The organism is Cohnella ginsengisoli, from assembly GCF_029525555.1.
Classification (GTDB): Bacteria; Bacillota; Bacilli; order Paenibacillales; family Paenibacillaceae; genus Cohnella; species Cohnella ginsengisoli.
Genome location: NZ_JAPDHZ010000002.1, coordinates 646,596 through 666,248, shown reverse-complemented (window position 1 = coordinate 666,248; position 19,653 = coordinate 646,596). Strand labels below are relative to the sequence as shown.

Annotated in this window: 15 protein-coding genes and 2 pseudogenes; 10 read left to right on the top strand and 7 right to left on the bottom strand. The window is 57.4% G+C overall.

What is annotated here, in order from left to right; all coding sequences use genetic code 11:
- The first annotated feature begins 106 nt into the window (after window positions 1-106).
- A complete protein-coding gene (locus tag OMP38_RS03315; protein ID WP_277563878.1) occupies window positions 107-1,036 on the top strand; it encodes a divergent polysaccharide deacetylase family protein in 930 nt (309 codons plus the stop codon).
- Here OMP38_RS03315 and OMP38_RS03310 read toward each other — a convergent pair.
- Together OMP38_RS03310 and OMP38_RS03305 are read right to left on the bottom strand one after the other, a co-directional pair.
- Window positions 940-1,749, bottom strand: a complete 810-nt coding sequence (locus OMP38_RS03310; RefSeq protein ID WP_277563877.1) for an N-acetylmuramoyl-L-alanine amidase family protein — start codon at window positions 1,747-1,749, stop codon at window positions 940-942. The two genes, OMP38_RS03315 and OMP38_RS03310, sit on opposite strands and share 97 nt — an antisense overlap.
- Window positions 1,750-1,851: 102 nt before the next feature.
- Window positions 1,852-2,956: pseudogene (locus tag OMP38_RS03305) on the bottom strand (MFS transporter).
- 567 nt (window positions 2,957-3,523) lie between these two features.
- On the opposite strand from OMP38_RS03305, the gene OMP38_RS03300 reads away from it, so the two are divergent.
- The 4 genes and pseudogenes from OMP38_RS03300 (at window position 3,524) to OMP38_RS03280 (ending at window position 8,126) form a co-directional block, all read left to right on the top strand.
- A complete protein-coding gene (locus tag OMP38_RS03300; RefSeq protein ID WP_277563876.1) occupies window positions 3,524-5,230 on the top strand; it encodes an FAD-dependent oxidoreductase in 1,707 nt (568 codons plus the stop codon).
- Window positions 5,220-5,609: a hypothetical protein gene (locus tag OMP38_RS03295; RefSeq protein ID WP_277563875.1), complete on the top strand. Its 390-nt coding sequence runs from the start codon at window positions 5,220-5,222 to the stop codon at window positions 5,607-5,609. Before OMP38_RS03300 ends, OMP38_RS03295 begins: the two co-directional genes overlap by 11 nt.
- Before the next feature lie 50 nt (window positions 5,610-5,659).
- Window positions 5,660-7,820: pseudogene (gene nasC / locus OMP38_RS34390) on the top strand (assimilatory nitrate reductase catalytic subunit NasC).
- 57 nt (window positions 7,821-7,877) lie between these two features.
- Window positions 7,878-8,126, top strand: a complete 249-nt coding sequence (locus OMP38_RS03280; protein WP_277563873.1) for a YqzE family protein — start codon at window positions 7,878-7,880, stop codon at window positions 8,124-8,126.
- On the opposite strand, the gene OMP38_RS03275 is transcribed toward OMP38_RS03280, so the two are convergent.
- The 3 genes from OMP38_RS03275 to OMP38_RS03265 form a co-directional block, all read right to left on the bottom strand.
- Window positions 8,115-9,029: a hypothetical protein gene (locus tag OMP38_RS03275; RefSeq protein ID WP_277563872.1), complete on the bottom strand. Its 915-nt coding sequence runs from the start codon at window positions 9,027-9,029 to the stop codon at window positions 8,115-8,117. The two genes, OMP38_RS03280 and OMP38_RS03275, sit on opposite strands and share 12 nt — an antisense overlap.
- Window positions 9,030-9,155: 126 nt before the next feature.
- On the bottom strand, window positions 9,156-10,076 hold the full coding sequence (locus OMP38_RS03270) for a YqhG family protein (protein WP_277563871.1): 921 nt from the start codon (window positions 10,074-10,076) through the stop codon (window positions 9,156-9,158).
- Between the two features lie 3 nt (window positions 10,077-10,079).
- Window positions 10,080-11,630, bottom strand: coding sequence for a DEAD/DEAH box helicase (locus OMP38_RS03265; RefSeq protein WP_420869583.1), 1,551 nt, complete (start codon window positions 11,628-11,630; stop codon window positions 10,080-10,082).
- A 108-nt stretch (window positions 11,631-11,738) separates the two neighbouring features.
- Here OMP38_RS03265 and OMP38_RS03260 point away from each other — a divergent pair, with 108 nt between their 5' ends.
- The 5 genes from OMP38_RS03260 (at window position 11,739) to OMP38_RS03240 (ending at window position 18,971) form a co-directional block, all read left to right on the top strand.
- Complete coding sequence (locus OMP38_RS03260; protein WP_277563869.1) at window positions 11,739-11,990, top strand: hypothetical protein; 252 nt, start codon at window positions 11,739-11,741, stop codon at window positions 11,988-11,990.
- A 185-nt stretch (window positions 11,991-12,175) separates the two neighbouring features.
- Window positions 12,176-14,842 carry an adenosylcobalamin-dependent ribonucleoside-diphosphate reductase gene (locus OMP38_RS03255; protein ID WP_277563868.1) on the top strand — a complete coding sequence of 889 codons (2,667 nt, stop codon included), beginning with the start codon at window positions 12,176-12,178 and terminating at the stop codon, window positions 14,840-14,842.
- A gap of 422 nt (window positions 14,843-15,264) precedes the next feature.
- A complete protein-coding gene (locus tag OMP38_RS03250; protein ID WP_277563867.1) occupies window positions 15,265-16,323 on the top strand; it encodes an ATP-dependent nuclease in 1,059 nt (352 codons plus the stop codon).
- Window positions 16,301-17,101, top strand: coding sequence for an ATP-dependent nuclease (locus OMP38_RS03245; RefSeq protein WP_338130467.1), 801 nt, complete (start codon window positions 16,301-16,303; stop codon window positions 17,099-17,101). Before OMP38_RS03250 ends, OMP38_RS03245 begins: the two co-directional genes overlap by 23 nt.
- Window positions 17,088-18,971 (top strand): ATP-dependent helicase, encoded by a 1,884-nt coding sequence (locus tag OMP38_RS03240; RefSeq protein ID WP_277563865.1) that lies wholly within the window; start codon window positions 17,088-17,090, stop codon window positions 18,969-18,971. The genes OMP38_RS03245 and OMP38_RS03240 overlap by 14 nt, the downstream gene beginning before the upstream one ends.
- A gap of 45 nt (window positions 18,972-19,016) precedes the next feature.
- On the opposite strand, the gene OMP38_RS03235 is transcribed toward OMP38_RS03240, so the two are convergent.
- Both OMP38_RS03235 and OMP38_RS35510 read right to left on the bottom strand, forming a co-directional pair.
- Entirely contained in the window at window positions 19,017-19,454 is a 438-nt protein-coding gene (locus OMP38_RS03235) for a hypothetical protein (protein ID WP_277563864.1), read from the bottom strand.
- Window positions 19,455-19,488: 34 nt separating this feature from the next.
- A complete protein-coding gene (locus OMP38_RS35510) occupies window positions 19,489-19,653 on the bottom strand; it encodes a deaminase domain-containing protein (RefSeq protein ID WP_420869618.1) in 165 nt (54 codons plus the stop codon).

The following is a 19,653-nucleotide window of genomic DNA, read 5'->3' as shown; positions in this document are numbered from 1 at the left end:
GATGCGGCCCGACTTTTCTTATCCCATCGCGCATAATGGCTGTAATTTCCACGCAAAATGAGACAGCCGAGCGAACGATTGGAATGAAGAAGGGCAGGGATGCGAAATGAAAAAAGGATGGCGATGGAAAAAGCGACTGCTGAAAAGGGGCGGCATTCGTCTGGCGTCTGTTGCTGCTTCGGTTATTGTGGCTTTAAATGCGCTGCCCGCACCGTCGTCCGCGAGCGCGGCTGTCCCGGCCGGGCAGGACGCGCCGAAGGAACATACGGTCGCGGTCGTGATCGACGACTTCGGCAATCGGATGAAGGGGACGGCCGAAATGCTGCGATTGCCGATTCCGATCACCGCGGCGGTCATGCCGTTCCTGCCGACATCGCAAGCTGACGCGGAAGCGGCTCATGCCGCAGGCCGAGAAGTCATCGTTCATTTGCCGATGGAGCCGGTCAAAGGCAAGCCGAGCTGGCTCGGGCCAAAAGCGATATTGACCGCCTTGTCCGACGAGGAGATTCGCCTTCGCACCGAGGCCGCGATCGCCGACGTGCCGCATGCGGTCGGCATGAACAATCATATGGGCTCTCGCGCGACGGCGGACGAGCGCGTCATGCGCGTCGTGCTGCAGGTATGCAAGGAGCGCGGCTTGTTTTTCCTGGACAGCCGCACCTCTTATAAATCCGTCGTGCCGAAGCTGGCGCGCGAGATGGGCGTGCCCTTGCTGCAGAACGATTTGTTTCTTGACGATGTGTACACGGACAGGCACGTGGGAGGCCAGATCTTGCTGCTCAAGGCCCGCGTGCAAAAGCACGATCGCACGGTGGTAATCGGCCACGTGGGCCCCCCGGGGCTGATCACGTCGGGCCAGTTGGCGGCTGCGATTCCTGCCCTGCGCCAGGCGTCGGTCAGGTTCGTCAAGCTGTCGGAGCTCCTGTCGCCGTCCGCGCCCTATTCGCTGCCGGGGGCGAAGCTTCCCGGCTCGGCGTCTGTAGACGAGTCCGAGCCGGGCGCGAAAGTACCCGAAGAGAGTCCTACGAGCCGGTAGGCCGCGATGCCGTCTGCGATCGCGGTCGCGATCGCGGTCTGGCCCGCCGAGTTGGTGAGCATGTTCAGATCGCCAGGGTTGCTGATGAAGCCGGTTTCGACGATAACGCTCGGGGGGCCGGCTTTTTTCAGCACGTAAAATTGATCCCCTGCGAGCGGCGGGACGTTCGTCTTCTGCTGGATGTTCAGCCGTTCCTGGATGAGCGAGGCGAGCAGCGCGCTGCCGGCATCGAGCCGGTGGAGCACGACGGGCCCGCGGACCGATTTGCGTTTGGACCAGTTGACGTGAACGCTGATGAACGCGCCTGCGCCGATATCGCGGGCGAGTGCCTTGCGCTGGGACAGGTCGCGTTGATGACGGGAGGAGCGGAGCCAGCGGTTGTCGTCGCTGAGCGCGTAGTCGCCGGTACGATTGAGCACCGCATGCATGCCCCGGCTTCTCAAGATGAGATAAAGCTTGCGGGAGATGGCCAGATTGATGTCCTTCTCCAGGATGTTCCCGACATGCGTGCCGCCGTCGATGCCGCCGTGTCCGGCGTCGATGAGCACGTCGGCTGCGGGCAGCGTATGCCTTGCCGTCGGACTGCCTGCGAATGGCAGCGCAAGGCCCGCGTCCGTATCCTCGGCGCTGGCTGAGGGTAACGGGAGCGGGCCATGCGCTGCCGATAGGCACACTAAAGCTGCGCAAATGAGGCGTTTATAAGAGGGTATCATTCGATCGTCCGTCTCCTTCCGGCCCGGGGCGAAGATTCTGCCGTTAGCGTGGCTCGGGACGGGCAATCTCATTCATAGACCGCGCAATGGACCGGCTGAGCTTCAGGCTTCCGCTTCAAGCTTTGCCCTGCCGTCCTGGCTTAGCCAAGTTCGCTTCCAGACGCCTTGCACGATCGAGAGCGCGACGAGCGCGCCAAGCGCAATGCAGGCCATCGTGATGAAGCCGGGCGTATAAGAGCCGGTCTTGCCGTACAAGCTGCCGAGCAGCAGCGGCAGCAAGTAGCCGCCGAAGCCGCCGGCCGCGCCGACGATGCCGGTCAGCAGCCCGATGTCGGCGCCGAATCGCTGCGGGATCAATTGGAATACGGCGCCGTTGCCCGTTCCGAGACTCATCATCGCGAGGAAGAGAAGCGGGATGACGACGGCCAGCGGCGGCAGCGAAGAGATGGTAAGGAACAGGAGGCCTGCCGCTGCGTACAAGACGATCAGCATGCGGATGCCGCCGATTTTGTCGGACAAATACCCGCCTACGGGGCGGAAGAAGCTGCCCGCGATAACGCAGATCGTCGTGAAGTCGGCCGCGCGGACGGCGGACAGGCCGTACTGGGCGTTGAAGAAAATCGTCAGGTAATTGGTCAGGCCGACGAAGCCGCCGAACGTAACGCCGTACATGAGGCAAAACAGCCAGGTGTCGCGTTTTTTTAAGCACGGTCGCATATTGAGAGAGTCTTTTCGGGGCGGGCTGCGTTGGGCTTTCTTTGGCGAAAACGGTGAAGATGATAAATACGATGCCGATGGGAATTAGCGCGAGTCCGAATACGGTCTCCCAGCCGCCGAAATGCGTGGCGAGCCGATTGGCGAACAGCGTGGAGAATACCGTGCCGCTGTTGCCTGCGCCGGCGATCCCCATCGCGAGGCCTTGATATTGAGGCGGATACCACCGGCTGGCGAGCGGCAGCGCGGCGGCGAACGAAGCGCCTGCGAATCCGAGCAGAAGCGCTACGATATATAGATGGTTCAGCGAATCCACGAATTGCCAACCCCATACGAGCGGCACCATCGTCGCGAGCAGGCCGAATTGCCCCGTGCGCTTGGGGCCGATGTAGTCGGTTAGGAAGCCGAAGACGAGCCGGAGCAAGGAGCCGCCGAGGACGGGCAGCGCCACCAGATTCGCCTTTTGAATGGCCGTCATCGGATAATCGTTCATCATGATGACCGCGAGCGGCCCGATCAGCACCCAAACCATGAAGCTCATGTCGAAATACAAAAACGCGCTGAATAAAGAAGGCTTATGCCCGCTTTTCCAAAATCCTTTGTCTCTTACGATTTCCATTCGAATCCGCCTCCCATGATATACAAGATCACATATGGTTCGGGCGTGTTCACGCGCCACGGCGGGTGCCGAAAAACGAAAAGACGCACCTTGACCATGGCGAAAGTGACACCCCAGTGCGCGGTACGTCGTTGTACCGGGCGATCGGATGCTTTCGGTCACGTCATTGTGAGCCAATTTGGATTATACAGGGGCTTCAAAAGTCATGTCAATATATATAACATAATAATAATTTCCGCCGTGATCCGTGCATCGATTAGAGAATATATCTAAAGTTAAGTAATGAATATTGACATCGATTGTTTCTCCGCCTATGCTGAATAAAGATTCCGCGGCACAACGACGTGCCCGAAAACCGGCGACGAAGCCCGCCCCGATGAGGGGACGGGTTTTTTATGTTCTTTTTCAGGCATTTGCCGCGGCGCAGGAAGGGGAGTAGGCATGGCGAAGCTCAAGCTCGTGTTGGTCGGCAACGGCATGGCCGGCATTCGTTGTCTCGAAGAGATCCTCGAATTGGCGCCCGATGCCTTCGAAGTGACCGTGATCGGCAAGGAGCCGACGCCGAATTACAATCGCATTCAGCTCTCCAAGGTGCTACAGGGCGGCACTTCGCTTCAGGACATCGTCTTGAACGATTGGTCCTGGTACGCGGATCGAGGCATCCGGCTGCTGACGGGAGAGTCGGTCGTCCGCGTTCGCGCCGGCGAACGCAGGGTGGAGACGGAGTCGGGACTCCGCGTCGATTACGACAAGCTGATCTTGGCGACGGGCTCGTCCGCTTTCGTGCCGCCGCTCCCGGGCGCTGGCAAGCCCGGCGTGCTGGCGTTTCGAACGATTGAGGATTGCCGCCAAATCATGGAAGCTGCTGCCCAATATCGCAAGGCTGCCGTGCTGGGAGGCGGACTGCTCGGCCTTGAAGCGGCTCGGGGTCTCCTGAATCTGGGCATGGAGGTGGAAGTCGTCCACAACTCGCCCTTCCTGATGAACCGACAGCTCGACCGCATGTCTGCCGAACTGCTTCGTGCCGCGCTGGAAGAACAGGGCATGCGATTCAGGCTCGGCAAGACGACGACGCGCATCTTCGGGCGCAAACGCGCGGAGGGGCTTCTGTTCGCGGACGGCTCGAAGCTCGAAGCCGACCTGATCGTCCTGTCGGTCGGCATCAGCCCGAACGTCGCGTTCGCGAAGTCGAGCGGTATCGACACCAATCGCGCGGTCATCGTCAACGATTATATGGAGACGAACGTGCCGGACGTCTATGCGGTCGGCGAATGCGCCGAGCACAGAGGGATCGCCTACGGCCTCGTCGCCCCGCTCTACGAGCAGGGCAAAGTGCTGGCGCGCGTCGTCTGCGGCCTCGAGGCGGAGCCTTATGCCGGAAGCATGCCCTATGCGCAACTGAAGGTGGCGGGCATCAACGTGTTTTCCGCGGGCGTCGTGCAGGGCGGGGAAGCGAACACCGTGCTGCAGGCGTACGACGGGTTGCGCGGGACGTACAAACGGGTCACTGCTGAAAACGGGCGTATCGCGGGCGTCGTCCTGTACGGCGACACGGACGAAGGGCAAACGCTGCTAGGCCATCTGAAGCGGCGCGCCAAAGTCGAGGCGTTGGCGCGCGCGCAGTCAAGCGGATCGCCGGCCGGCGGCGCGGGCGACGTCGCCGCGGCGGCGATGGCGGATGCGGATACGGTATGCGGCTGCAATGGCGTCTGCAAAAGCGAGATCGTCCGCTCGGTGACCGAGGACGGCTCGGACACGATCGAGCTCGTCAGGGAGCGGACGAAGGCATCGAGCTCGTGCGGCGGTTGCAGCGGGATGGTCGCGGCGATCCTTCGCGCGGCGCTGGCAGGCGCGGCATCGGCCGCGCCGCCGGATCCCGCGTTGTGCGACTGTACGCCGCTCGGTCATCGCGCGCTCAGGCTCGCGCTGGCGGAGAAGGGCTTGCGCACGCCCGCGGAAGCGATGGCCGAATTGGATTGGCGGACAGCGGACGGCTGCGTCGTTTGCAAGAGCGCGCTGCGTTATTATACGCGGGATCGAATGGGGGCTTCCGGCGCGGCTCATGAATGGCATTTTTCCATACAAGTCGGGGAAGCCCTGGGCGGCAGCGGATCGAGGGGAGGGCCTTGCCGCGGGCATGGCCGCTAAGCTGTGCCGAAGGCTCGCGGACGCCGCGCTGCCCAGCCGGGTGCAGGCTGCCGTCGCCGGCTTGGCCGACGAACCGGTCGGCCTGCTCGTCCGCGATATCGGTCTCGCCCGGGCGCCGGCCGGCTGGGAGCTGTATGCCGGCGGTCATGCGGAGCGGCCCGTCAAGCAGGCGCAGCTCATCGCCGTCGAGACTTCGGCGGATACGGCGCTCGAGATGGCCGAAGCGCTGCTGCGGTGGTATCGGGCCGAGGCGGACTACGGCGAGCCGGTCTGGCGATGGCTCGAGCGCACGGGCTTGTCCGCCGCGCGCGAGCGTCTGCTTGACGCCGAGGCTCGCGAGGCGATGTTAGCGGAGGGCGTCCGCGCAGGCGCGGATTGATCCGCGATCGAAGCAAGAGATACGCGGGCGGGAGCCGAAGCCGCGCTTCCGTGCTAGAAAGAGGAGGAATCGCCATGCAAGTCATGCAAGCCATACAGGCCAGCTTCGATACCCAATGTCCGTTCTGCAGCGTTCAGTGCAAGATGCGGGTCATCGAACAGAAACATACGGACCGGCGGCCGACGTACAAAATCGAAGGATTGCCCAATGCCGCTTCCCAGGGGCGGCTTTGCATTAAAGGCATCAACGCCTATCAGCATGCACTCAGCCGGGATCGCCTGCGGATGCCGTTGCTGAAGACGGACGGCGCATTTCGCGAGATCTCCTGGGAAGCGGCGCTGGACGTTATCGCGGACCGCTTTTCGGCCATCCAATCGGAGCATGGCTCGGATGCCGTCGGCCTCTATGGCGGCGGTTCGCTGACCAACGAGTCCGCCTACGCGCTGGGCAAGTTCGCGCGGGTCGCGCTTAGGACGCGGTACGTAGATTACAACGGCCGCTTTTGCATGTCTGCGGCTGCGTCCGCGGGCGTCAAGACGTTCGGCCTTGACCGGGGGCTGACCAATCCGCTGGCCGAGGTGACGCAAGCTGAATGCATCGTACTGGCCGGCACGAACATCGCGGATTGCCAGCCGACGCTCATGCCGTACTTCGCGAAGGCCAAAGAAAACGGCGCCTTCTTCATCGTCATCGATCCGCGGACGACGAAGACGGCCGAGATGGCCGACCTTCATCTGAAAGTGAAGCCCGGCACGGACCTGGCGCTCGCGAACGGCCTCCTGAAGGTCGTCGTCGAAGAAAAGCTGACGAACCCTTCGTTCATCGCCTCGCGCACGAACGGCTTCGAGGACGTGCTGTCGTACGTGTCGTCGCTTCAGCTCGCCGACATCGCGGCGCTGACGGGCGTCGACGAAGCGGATATCCGGCGGGCGGCGCGCGCCTTCGGGCGGGCGGCCACCGGCATGGTCTTCACCGCGCGCGGCGTCGAGCAGCATCGCGACGGCCATATGGCCGTCCGGGCGTTTTTGAACCTGATCCTCGCCACCGGCAAGATCGGCAAGCCGGGCTGCGGATACGGCGCCGTGACCGGGCAGGGCAACGGGCAGGGCGGCAGGGAGCATGGGCAAAAAGCCGATCAGCTCCCCCGGCTACCGGCTTATCGAAAATCCGGTAGATCGCGCCTACGTCGCAAGCGTGTGGGGCGTCGATCCGGCCGAGCTGCCGGGCAAAGGCGTTTCCGCATACGAGATGATGGAGCTCGTGCACAAGCGGGACATCCGCGCGCTGCTCGTGATGTCTTCGAATCCCGTCGTCTCCAACCCGAACGCGGTCTTCGTCGAAGAGGGCTTGCGCAGCCTGGATTTTCTGGTCGTAGCGGACCTGTTTCTCTCGGAGACGGCGCTTATGGCCGATCTGGTGCTGCCCGCGACCGCGTTTCTCGAAAACGAGGGTACGTTGACGAACCTTGAAGGCCGCGTACTGCTTCGGGGCGGCGACCGTCCGGCGCCCGGAGAAGCCCGCCATGACTGGGTCATCCTTTCGGACATCGCGGCGCGGCTGGGCAAGGGGGACTATTTCCCGTACACGACGGCGGAACAGATCTTCGAGGAACTGCGCCTAGCGAGCAAGGGCGGACCGGCGGACTATTACGGCATCACCTACGAGCGGCTGAAGCGGGAAGGCGGCGTCTATTGGCCTTGTCCCGAGCCCGATGGTCCGGGGACGGCGAGGTTGTTCGAGCGGACATTCGCGCACCCCGACGGCAAAGCCGCATTCGCGAAGGCGGTTCACGACGTGCCCGGAGAGACGGCGGACGAAGCTTATCCGCTCGTCATGACGAACGGCAGAATGCTGTCCCACTATTTGACCGGGGTCCAGACGCGGCGCAGCCCGACGCTGCTCGCCAGGGAGCTCGAAAACGTGATGGAGATCCATCCGCGGACGGCCGAGCGTTACCGCATCGCGGACGGAGAGCTCGTGCGGGTAACCTCACGCAGGGGCAGCATGATCGTGCGCAGCCGGGTGACCGCGGACATCCGGGAGGACACCGTATTCGTGCCGATGCATTGGGGCGGCGTGCAAAATGTCAACAACGCGACTAATCCCTTGCTCGATCCTTTTTGCAAAATGCCGGACTTCAAAACCTCAGCCGTACGCATCCGGGCGCTGAACGCGGCAGATCTGGCAGCTCTCGAAGCAACGGAAGCATAAAAGGGTCCGATCGCGGGCAAACTGACTTCATCAAGCATCGCGAGGGAGGAAAGCCCGATGAGCGATACTACGGATTATTTGAAATATGTCGCGGAGCGGTCTGTCGCCTATCTGAACCTGCCTGCGGACGAACGCCGAGAGCGGCGCAAAAAGAAGCGCGAGCCCTGGCACATCCGTTGGTTCGGCCAGCTGCTGCCGCTAGGCATCCGGATTTGGTGGGCCGGTCGCAAAAAGAAGAAGAGCCTGCAGCTCGGGTCTGACGACCGGGGCCATGCGGGCTCTTTTTTGCATCCATCATTGATTTAACGATAAAAAAAGGCCGTCGCTCAGCTTCACGAGCGCATCGAGCGGAATGAAGCGCGAGCCGTTCATGTCGAGCGCGAGATCGAGCCGGCCGCCTTGCCATCGCTGGTAGCCGACGACGGATTGCGCGTACAGCATCTTGTCGCCGAGCGGCTCGGCGACGTACACGAGGCGATCCTTCGCTTTGAGTCGGGCGATCAGCCGATCCGGCCGGGGATCGAAGGGCTTGTCGCCGAGCAGCCAGGACAACCGTTCATAGGGATCGAACGTCTCGGCGGCGGCCAGCAAGCGGAGCTCGCGGGGCTTATCCGGCGCTGCGCCCGCGTCTGCGGGTATATACGGATCGCTAGCCGCAGCCGCCAGCCACTGCGCCTCGTTGTCGACGGGCAGCAGTTCTGCGGTTTTGGCGTCCAGCCAGATCGTCTCCTTCGCGAGCTTCACCTCCCAAGCTGCGGCGAAGGGATGAATATAATGCTTGACCGCGCGAAAAGCGTTCGAGGTCGCAGCCTGAATATAACCGCCCGTAGCCAGAGCCATGCGCAATGTCGTCGTATCGAACAACGGCTTGGGGCCAAGGCCGTATTCGCCCAGCCTGCAGCTGCCGTCTTCCGCTGCGTAGACGACGGCATAACCGAGGGGCGTTCCCTTGGGCCCGACGACGGTCGCGAGCCAGCCGTGCGTGCCGGGACCGAGCGCTTCGATGCGCGGCGAACCGGTTTTCCAGGCTGAGAAGCCGGGCTGGCCCGACAGCTGCGAGACGATGGCCGCGGCGCATTGGGCAGGATCGTTCGTATCCGCGGGAACCGGCGCCGCGGCCGACCGGGCTGCGGCGAAGACGCTCAGGACGGACAACAGAAGGACGAGCAGCAGCGGCCTGAAGGCGGCGGACCGGTAAGCTTTACGCATCGTATCACCTTTAATCGTCGAATTGTTCGAGCTTGTCCGTTCATTGTACCCGAGCCGTGCCGCCGATGGTGCCGGATGCTGTCCGGCGGCGCATCGGGAAGGGCTTCTATTTTTGTCGCAAGGAGGCTAATGGATGCCCGGCAGGTGGAAAAGGCCGCAGTTCATGACGGATAACGTCACTCTCGGCCGGTACTGCCAATCGATCTCGGATTCCCGCTGGGCGAGCCGTTGCGACAGGTTCTCCTTTTCCTCGTCGGTCACGGCCCGTCCGATCATCGGGTCATAGTAGGAGCGGATTCGCCGCAGCTCGTCCTGCCTTCGGTCCTCGGCTTCGGCCGCCCAAGAGAAGTCGCCCGACTTAAGCTTGCGTTCGAGCGCCTGCTCGAGCTGGCTCATCGCCTTCTTGAGCGATAGTCCGTTCGGCAGCAGGTGCACGTTGGAGGGGAGCTTCGGCGTCAACTTGCGGCCGCGGAGTCCTTCGAGAAAACGCTCTTCGATGTAGCCGGTAGCCAGCGAGATGCCCCAGCCGTACATTTCCTCGCGCTTCATGTCGCATTCGTAGTCCACTTTGAAGTTGACGCCGAGCCATGCCGTGTAAGGATTGGAGCCGAGCCGGTCCGCCCGTCCCCGCGGCGGCTCCTCGAACATGGCGACGCATCGCCCGCCGTCGCGAACGGCGCCGAAGATCTGCGCGAGCCGCCCCGATCCGAAGTACAGGTCCTCGCGCAGCACGCGTACGGGAGCGACGCCGAAGCCGAGAGGAGAGAGCCCGGATGCGGCAGCCTCTTGCGGGTCGGGAGCGGTCTGCTCCTTCTCGACTTCCCCGGCTTCGTCGTCGTCGCGCCCGAACTGCCAGCCGAACGTCAGCGTCTCCGGCGGCGTGCCCGTACGCTCCACGAAGCCCCAATAGTAGGGGCGATTCGTCAGCCGCTTGTCCGCCTCCGGCGACAGCCTGACCGTTACGCTGCCTTTCGCTTTTTCGATAATGTCGCAGCCCGTCGCCTCGAGATAGGACATCACGAATTTTTCCACCTGTCTGGCGTTCATGCGTTAGACCTCCTCCTCCACCTGCGCCTTGGTACGGAGCAGCGATTCGCCAAGGCCGTCGATACGGCTGCGAAGCTCGCCCTCGTCTTTGGCGTCCAGCATCATCTTGGCGAGGCGCTTCTCGAGCGATTCCTCGCGCTCCATCCGCTCCACGATCTCGTCCAGCTCGCCGATGACCGTCTCGAACATATTGATTTTCTCGTGCAGCAGGTGAACAATATGCTCCTCGATCGTCCCGTAGGTGCACAGGTTGTAAATCTTCACGTCCTCGGTCTGCCCGAGGCGGTGCACCCGGCCGATCCGCTGCTCGACGCGCATCGGATTCCAAGGGAGGTCGAAGTTGATGATATGGTGGCAAAACTGCAGGTTGATCCCTTCGCCGCCCGCCTCGGTCGCCACCATCACCTGCGCGCGCCTGCGAAACAAGTCCATCATCCAATCCTTTTTGCCCCGGTTCATCCCGCCGCGGTAGGGGACGGCGATCAATCCGTGCTCCTGGAAAAAGCGGAGGAGATATTCCTGCGTCTGGCGGTATTCGGTGAACACGATGACTTTGTCGCCGATCTCCTCGATGAGCTTCATCGTCGCTTCGGCCTTCGTATTCGCTTTGACGTTGCGGATGAACTCGACGAGCTCCCAGATTTTCGGACGGCGCGGCGAGTCTTCGGGCGTTTTTTTGAAAAGGTTGACGAGCGTCAGGAACACCGCGTCCCGGCTAGAGCATACTTCGCGCTGCAGCGTGACAAGCGAGAGCATGCTGGACATGTCGACGCCTTCGACGGTCGCGTTCTCGCGGACGTAACGGGTGACGGCCTCGTAAAGCGCTTGCTCCTCGGGCGACAGCCGGAGCGGGACGTTGGCGACGAAGCGCTTCGTGAACTCCACGCCGCCATCGGTGCGGCGGTTGCGGATCATGACCTGGCCGAGCGCTTCCTGAAGCTTGTCTTCGTTTTTGGCGATCCGTTTGCCGGCCACGTAGTTCGCGGAGAAGTCGCCTTCGCCGCCGAGCTGGCCCGGCTTGAGCAGCGTGATGAGGTTGTACAGCTCGTTCATGTCGTTCTGCACAGGCGTCGCCGTCAGCAGCAGGCAGTACTTTTTGCGGATGTCGCTGACGAATTGGTAATTGCCTGTCTTTTTGTTCTTGAGCTTGTGCGCCTCGTCGATGATGAGCATGTCGTACTCGGTATCGAGCAGCAGCTCGCGGTGCGGGTCGCGCTTGGCCGTATCGATCGAGGCGACGACGATCTCGTTGTTCCAGTGATACGCCTTCTTCTGCGCGATGGCCGGAATGCCGAACTTGGCGTTCAGCTCGCGTACCCACTGCAGCACAAGGGAGGCCGGCACGAGGATGAGCGCGCGCTTCACGAGCCCCCGGACGATATACTCCTTCAGGATCAATCCGGCTTCGATCGTCTTGCCGAGTCCGACCTCGTCCGCGAGGATCGCCCGGCCCCGCATCTCGTGAAGGACGCGCCGCGCCGTGTCTTCCTGATGGGGAAGCGGCGTGAGGCCCGGCAGCACGCGCATGCATTGCAGTTCATGGAAGTCCGTCACGAGCTGTGCTTCTTCGGCTTCCCACGACATCTTGTATAGGGACCAGTCGTCCCAAGGTCCGCCGCGGTCCGCTCTGCGTTCGAGCTCCTCGAAGGCGGCGCGGTCGACGTGCAGGTCGACGAGCGGATGCAGCTTGCGGGCGCTCCGCGCCGCTTCTTCCGGCGAAGCGGACGCGTTCGCCGCCCGGCCGCCGGATGGATCGGCATTCGGCTGCGCGGCAGCGGGGGACGCGCCGTCGGCCGGCGCGAGAGAAGGGGCGATGCTGACGGCTGTTTTGACTTCGGCCTCGGAACCGTGCGGATGATGGAATGGGGGGCGCAGACGCTTCTCCTCCTCTTGGGTCTATTCTTTTTAGTATGAGCAAGCGCGCGATTTTCATAACCGCTAGGCGTTACAAATAAGGCGCGTTCGGCGGCTTGCGTCGGTTCCCCGGATTTTTTGGGACCATTGTCGCAATTGACGAACGTGCCTCTCGAATATCTATATTTCGTAGCGTATAATGGGTAAAGTCGCAATATATTGTGTCCTATAAGGAGAGTGGCGAAGTGAGCGTCCAATTGAATAATGGCGGGGCGGACAAGGCCGCGGGCCGTCGTCTGGAAGGTCTGAGCGAGAAAATTTTTCTCGATCGATATGCATGGAAAAACGCGGATACGAACGCGGTCAAGGTCGGCGACACGGTGTTGGCGCTGACGAAGGACGATCCGAAGTTCCCGGCCAAGGAGGTCGGCGAGGTCGTCGCGAGGGACGGCAGGCGGGTGACCGTGCGCACGCGCGCGGGCGATCTCGTCGAGACGTCGCCGGAGAAGCTGACGCTGACGATCGAAAAGTCGCCGGAGGAAATGTGGGACCGGCTGGCCGGGGCGATGGCTTCGGTCGAAGCGCCGGAGCGGCAGGAGATCTGGCGCGAGCGGTTCCGCTGGCTGCTCGACGACTGGAAGCTCGTGCCGGGCGGCCGCATCGCCGCGGGAGCGGGCGCCAGCGACGAGCTGACGCTTTTCAACTGCTACGTCATCCCGTCGCCGAAGGACAGCCGCGGCGGCATCATGGAGACGCTGACCGAGATGACCGAGATCATGTCGCGCGGCGGCGGCGTCGGCATCAATCTGTCGTCGCTGCGCCCGCGCCGGTCGATCGTACGCGGGGTGAACGGCTCCTCGAGCGGCGCCGTGTCCTGGGGCGGCCTGTTCAGCTATACGACCGGACTGATCGAGCAGGGCGGCAGCCGGCGCGGCGCGCTCATGCTGATGATGAACGACTGGCACCCGGACGTCGTCGACTTCATCACGGTCAAGCAGACGATGGGACAGGTGACGAACGCCAACCTGTCGGTATGCGTGAGCAACGGCTTCATGAAGGCGGTCAAAGAGGACCTGGATTGGGAGCTTGTGTTCCCGGATACGTCCGACGCCGAATACGACGCGCTGTGGGACGGCGACCTGGACAAGTGGAAGTCGCTCGGCAAGCAAGTCATTCCGTACCGCACCGTCCGCGCGCGCGAGGTGTGGCGCACGATCATCGAGTCCGCCTGGAAGTCGGCCGAGCCTGGCGTCGTGTTCATGGAATACTACAATCAGATGTCGAACAGCTGGTATTTTAATCCGATCATTTGTACGAATCCTTGCGGCGAACAAGGCCTTCCCGCCTGGGGCGTCTGCAACCTGTCGGCGGTCAATCTGTCCCGCTTCTACGACGAAGCGAAGCACGACGTCGCCTGGGAAGAGCTCGGCCGGGTCGTCCGGTATTCGACGCGCTTCCTGGACAATGTCATCGACAAGACGCCTTACCACTTCGAAGAGAACGAGGCGAATCAGAAGCTCGAGCGCCGCGTCGGCCTCGGTACGATGGGTCTGGCGGAGCTGATGATCCGGCTCGAGATCCGCTATGGGAGCCCGGAGAGCCTGGAGTTCCTTGACAAGCTGTACGGCTTCATGGCGAAGGAGGCGTACTTGGCCTCCACGGAGATCGCGGCGGAGAAAGGCTCGTTCCCGGCGTTCGACGCCGAGCCGTTCCTGCAAAGCGGCTTCATGAAAAACATCGCCGAGTCGTATCCGGAAGTCGGGGCGGCGGTTCGGGAGCGCGGCATGCGCAACGTCACCGTGCTGACGCAGGCGCCGACGGGTTCGACGGGTACGATGGTCGGCACGTCGACGGGCATCGAGCCGTACTTCGCGTTCGAGTTCTACCGGCAGAGCCGGCTCGGCTACGACAAGCAGCTCGTGCCGATCGCGCAGGAATGGCAGGACGCGCATCCGGGCGAACAGCTGCCGGCATGGTTCGTGACCGCGATGGACCTGTCCGCGAAGGATCATATCCGCGCGCAGGCCGCCATCCAGCGCTGGGTCGACAGCTCGATCTCCAAGACGGCGAACTGTCCGGCCGACTTCACGGTCGAGGAGACGGCCGAGCTGTACGAGCTGGCGTTCGAGCTGGGCTGCAAGGGCGTCACGATCTACCGTGACGGCAGCCGCGACGTGCAGGTGCTAAGCACGACGAAGGATGAGAAGAAGGACGAGAAAAAAGAAGAGAGCAAGGACGAGGCCGCTCCGATCGTCGAAGCGGTAGCGGCGGTGCAAGCCGTATTGCCGGCGTCCGCGGCGCAGGCGGCGCCTGTCGAACCGGCTGTGCCGGTCGTATCGGCTGCTCCGGCTGACAAAGCTTACAAGAGCCGACCGAAAATTCTGCGCGGGGCGACGTACAAATTCAATACGCCGTTCGGCATGGCGTATATTACGGTCAACGACCTCGACGGCACGCCGGGCGAGATCTTCCTGAACGTAGGCAAGGCCGGCTCCGACGTGTTCGCGATGGCCGAGGCGCTCGGCCGCGTCTGCTCGCTGTTCCTGCGGTACGGCGACCACGGCGACAAGGTGCAGCTGCTCGTCAAGCACCTGAAGGGCATCGGCGGCTCCGGCGCCGTCGGCTTCGGTCCGAACCGCGTCGAGTCGATCGCGGACGCCGTCGCCAAAGCGCTTGAGCTGCATGCGGGCATGCTGGCCGAGGAAGCCGCGGCTTCCGAGACGTTCGATGCCGCCGCGGATAGCGTCGCGGGTTCGATCGCCGCGACCGCCATCCCGGCGCCGACGGCTTACGGTTACGGCAAGTCGGGCCACACCTCGACAGACCTGTGCCCATCCTGCGGTTCGGCATCGCTGAATAACGTAGAAGGCTGCAAGACTTGTACGAATTGCGGATATAGTAAGTGCAGTTAACCGCCGGCTGGTGAGACGGAATAAATGGACCTATACTACCGTTGTTGTCCGTCACGATTATTGCAAATACAGTCACAATAATTGAAAAAGTACGGCTAGAAAATCCACGTCTAGCAAGGGATAACTTCTTAATTACTGCAAAATGAAAACTATCTCATGTAAGAAGACGTTGTAGGCAATTGCTTACAACGTCTTCTTTTATTAAACAAGCTTGTAATTAGGATTGTTGAAGATAACTGTGGCGTGCCAAAGGTCAATATATGTTGTCAATCATTGAATGAACCCATCATAGCTACATTGCAGACGGCAAACGATGATATCTTCAAACGGATATACACCACCACCACGTACACGGTAACATGAACGTGTTGTCGATTTTTCAATCTCATATATACTGGAGATTATTGGGGGGGAAGTTTACCGTGCGAATTAAAGAACTGAAAATCAGTAACTTTAGAAATTATGATGAAGAAGTCCTAATCACACCAAAGATCGTAAATGGCATGGACATGGTTGTGCTGGTTGGAGAGAATAACGCAGGCAAAACAAGCATTCTAACAATTTTGCATTACCTGTTTAACCCTGAGCGATCGATTCGAACATTGGAATTTCAAGAAACTGATTTTTATGATTTGGACAAGCCGATTAAAGTGGAAGTTACATTCTCAGAACTTAGTGATGAACTACGGTCGCACTTCATCGGGATGGTGGACAGTGAGGAAATAGATGGCGTTGAAAAATGGTTTCTGCCTCTTGAATTCACCTGTGTTTTTGATAAAGCAACAAAAGAAAGTGAACCCGCACTGGTTTACGGAAGGCAGCCTGATCGCTCGGTAGGATTTACGGAAAAGCGACTTATCTCATTTTATTATCAAGATGCGCTAAGGGATTACCGCGCAATAAAGTCCAATAAGGGTAGTTTGTTCGGGCGTATTCTACAACAAATCGATTTATCCGCTGAAGAGCAGGTCATCTTGGACAAGTTGGGTGAAGCGGGGGACACATTAAAGGATAACAGCGACATCGGTGACTTTATCGGTGGCGTTACCGAGGTCACGCGAAGAATAATTGACCTGCCCAATGTAAGTGATCTCCTGCGCTTAACTGTTGCCGCTTCTTCGACGGTTGATATAAAGAAAAATATCCAATTGCAACTCAAACACACGGGCAGTGATCGTTATCTAAATATTGAACAACTTGGTCTTGGCTTGCAAAGTGTCCTGACTGTTAGTGTTTTTCGAGCGTTTGCAGGTATCGGCAAACTGCGTGAAGGGATTTTTGCAATCGATGAGCCTGAATCGCATTTATACCCACACTCCCAGCGGTCCATGTATCGCGAAATCATGGAACTATCCAAGGTGAGACAAGTATGGGTTGCAACGCACTCCCCGAGCTTATTGGAATGGATTAATCCGCGTCAAATTTGTTTAATTCGGAAAAAGGCAAACGGGGGGATCTATAAGTATTCAGCTCCCAAATGACTTCCCTGAACAACATATCGCTTCGTATGAGAAGCACCTTGATGTAGGAAAGGCAGATGCTTTCTTTGCAAAGGCAGTCTTACTGGTAGAAGGTCCGACAGAACTTGGATTGTTCCCTGCACTCGGTCTGGCATATACGTTTTTATCCGACGTTTACGATTTTGACAGAGTCGGTGTTTCTGTCATCAATGCAGGTGGAAAAAACAATATCAAAGCGCTCATTCAGCTCCTTGGAAACTTTAACATTCCAAGTGTGGCAGTAATTGATTACGATTCAAAAGACAAGAAACACGAAAAAGAACTTGAGCAAATCAAGGCGGTCACAGATAACCTGTATGAGTTGCCGAGACATGTTGATATGGGTGATATTGAGGGCTTTGTCTGTTTGAATGCTCCAATCGGAGAATTGGCCAGCTTTCTAGAGGAAATTTTACCAGCTGAGCGGGTCGACGACCTGATTTCGGAGATGCAAGGTATCGCTAGAACTATCGACGGGGACAGAGCAGATCAGATCAAATTTATTCGAGAAGCGGAAGCGGGACTTGCGGCTTGTATTTTGCTTGTTGAAAGTCTTCCCGACGCTGAATTTCGCGTGCGGAAAGCGCTAGCGGGAGGGTTTCGTAAGGTAAAAGGACGTACGACGGGGCGGTTGATCGGAGAACGATTCTGGATGCACTTTCCGAGTGAATTTATCGAAAAAACATTGGATCATGTAATCAAACTTGCGGGATATGAAATAATCTTTGCTGATGAGGGTACCGAAGATGAGATGTCTTAAGGATCTTAACCCCAAACAGCTAGAAGCCGTTCAATTCTTTGACAGAAACTCGATGGTGTTCGCAGGTCCTGGCACAGGCAAGACACGCGTAATCACAAGTCGGATCGCCTATATGCTTGAATCGGGAAAACTTCCCGAGGCAAGAAGAATTCTTGCGATTACGTTTACCAATAAAGCATCCAATGAAATGAAATCACGGGTGGCTGCTTTTGGGGTCGATCAAAAGCGTGTTCGAATTGGAACTTTTCATAACTTTTGTATGTGGGTTTTGAAAGCATACGGTGACAAGATTAATTTAAGCCGAGAATTTACTTTTATCTCTTCAAATCAGCAATTGCACTTACTTAAGCAAGTCGCAAAAGATGCAAATCTGATGATGAAGCCTAATGATCTTAAGAACCGTATCAGCGATCTCAAAAATTCTTCTGTGGATTTTGAGGATTATCTAAACAAAACACGATCGGGCACGCAAGAATTTCAAGTGGCTGCTGCTGATTATCAAAACCGTCTGTATGCGCACAAATTAATTGATTATGACGATGCCATTTTACACACCGCAACAATTTTTAAGTTGAAGCCAAGCATTTTAGAACTTTACCACAATGCCTTTCCGTATATTTTGGTAGATGAAATGCAAGATACCAATCGTATGCAACTTGAACTAATTCGTTTGCTTGGAGGAAATGCCAAGCATGTTATGGCTGTTGCCGATGATGATCAATCGATTTATGGTTGGAGAGGTGCGCTTCCCACGGTAATTCAAGAGTATATTGACTTACTCGCGGCAGACAAGATTATTTTGAATCAGAATTACCGATCGCCACAGAGAGTGCTGGATGTAGCGAATCGTTTGATTCAATTTAATGATGGTCGAACTGAAAAGGAATTGGTTGGTCGCCCGAATGAATTAGGCGATGACGTTATTGGCAGGTGGTTTGATACTTGGAAAGAAGAAGCGGAGTGGGTAGCGGATAAGATTGTGGAACTTCATAGTGCTGGCATGGAATATCGGCAAATGATTATTCTTTATCGAAGTCGGCACCCATCCTTGAAAGTGATTGATGAAAAGTTGTTGGAAAAGGGTATTCCATTCCAGCATTTCGGCAAGAATTTTCAAAACAAAAAACAACTTCTATCGGAGTTCATTGTGGCATCCATGAAACTTATTGCCGATCCTAATAACGAAGTTGTGCTGTCGGCTCTCATTTATGCTTTTGCGCAGCGCTTTGAATTAAATGATGATTTCGATCTATACGAGTATTATAAAAAAGATTCAGACAGATTGACGTTGGATAGATTGGCTCAAATCCATGTCGAAGATGAAATTGACGATGCCGTCCAACGAACCGCGGAGTTTTGTCTGTCTGCAAAAGACTTGAAGTCGTTCGCGAAATTATACGATGGTCTGTATAAGGCGCTTAATATCGAAGAAGATTTGGCAAAGTATGATGAGACAACTAGGCATGAAGAAAAACGTCATCTTGATCTGATGAGAGATCGGATGTCAAAGTCTGTGGCCTCAACGATTACCGATATGTTGGCTGAGATTGAATTGCAGGACGACTCCAATCATATCGATCAGCGAATGAATAAAGTTGGAGTTTCCACCTTTCATACAGCGAAAGGTCTTGAATACAAGGCGGTTTTTATTATCGCATTGGAAGACCATTTCGTGCCTGGACGCAATGGAGGACGACCTGATAAAGAACAAGAAGAACGGCGGGGGTTATATGTAGCCATCACAAGAGCAGAAAGCAAGTTGTTTATAACTCACGCAAATCAACGGACGGATTGGAATGGTCGAATTGAAGCCGTTAGACCTTCAAGGTTTATTGATGATATGAGAAAACGCGAAGTTACTGAATCATAATAAAAAAACTGGTGGATTCCCGAAAAGGAAGATCCACCAGTTTTTTTATGCTAGTTCCTCTGGTTTAATTATGACTTCTTTTTCTTTCAATTTAATCACAATTGTTCTTGTCGACTTATCTTTTACAACTACCACATTATCTTTCTCTTGTGAGGATAGACGTTTAATATTATTAGTTAGCCAATTTATTGTTGGATTATCATTAACCAAATGGTGGTACATTACGTGTGTTCTATACAAAAAAAGTGTAACTTTAAAGGCGATAAATCGATTTGTCTTATTGTTGTAAATATAATTATCATTATCTTCAATAACCCGCCTGACAGCCAATTCGGGTGTTAACTCTTCTTCTTTTAATAATGTTTTCCAAGTATGAATGATCAATATAACAAATTGATCGGAAGAAATGGAGTTGTTAAATTCCACTTCCTTATCCATTGTTTCTAAGTCAAAATCAGGACCCCATTCTTTATCCTTATCCAATTTCCTAACCCCCTTTAAAAAGAAACGAATAATATTAGGAATATATTCTGTCGTAGAAAATATGCAAGTTAATTTTGGGGAAGTTTTTTAAAAATTGAATAATTGTATAATCACAACCAACGCATGGTTCTCGTTGAGTATATAAGTACACTTCCCCGCTACTCTCTCGATTAAACCTTAACGCTAGTTCTTCCAATAT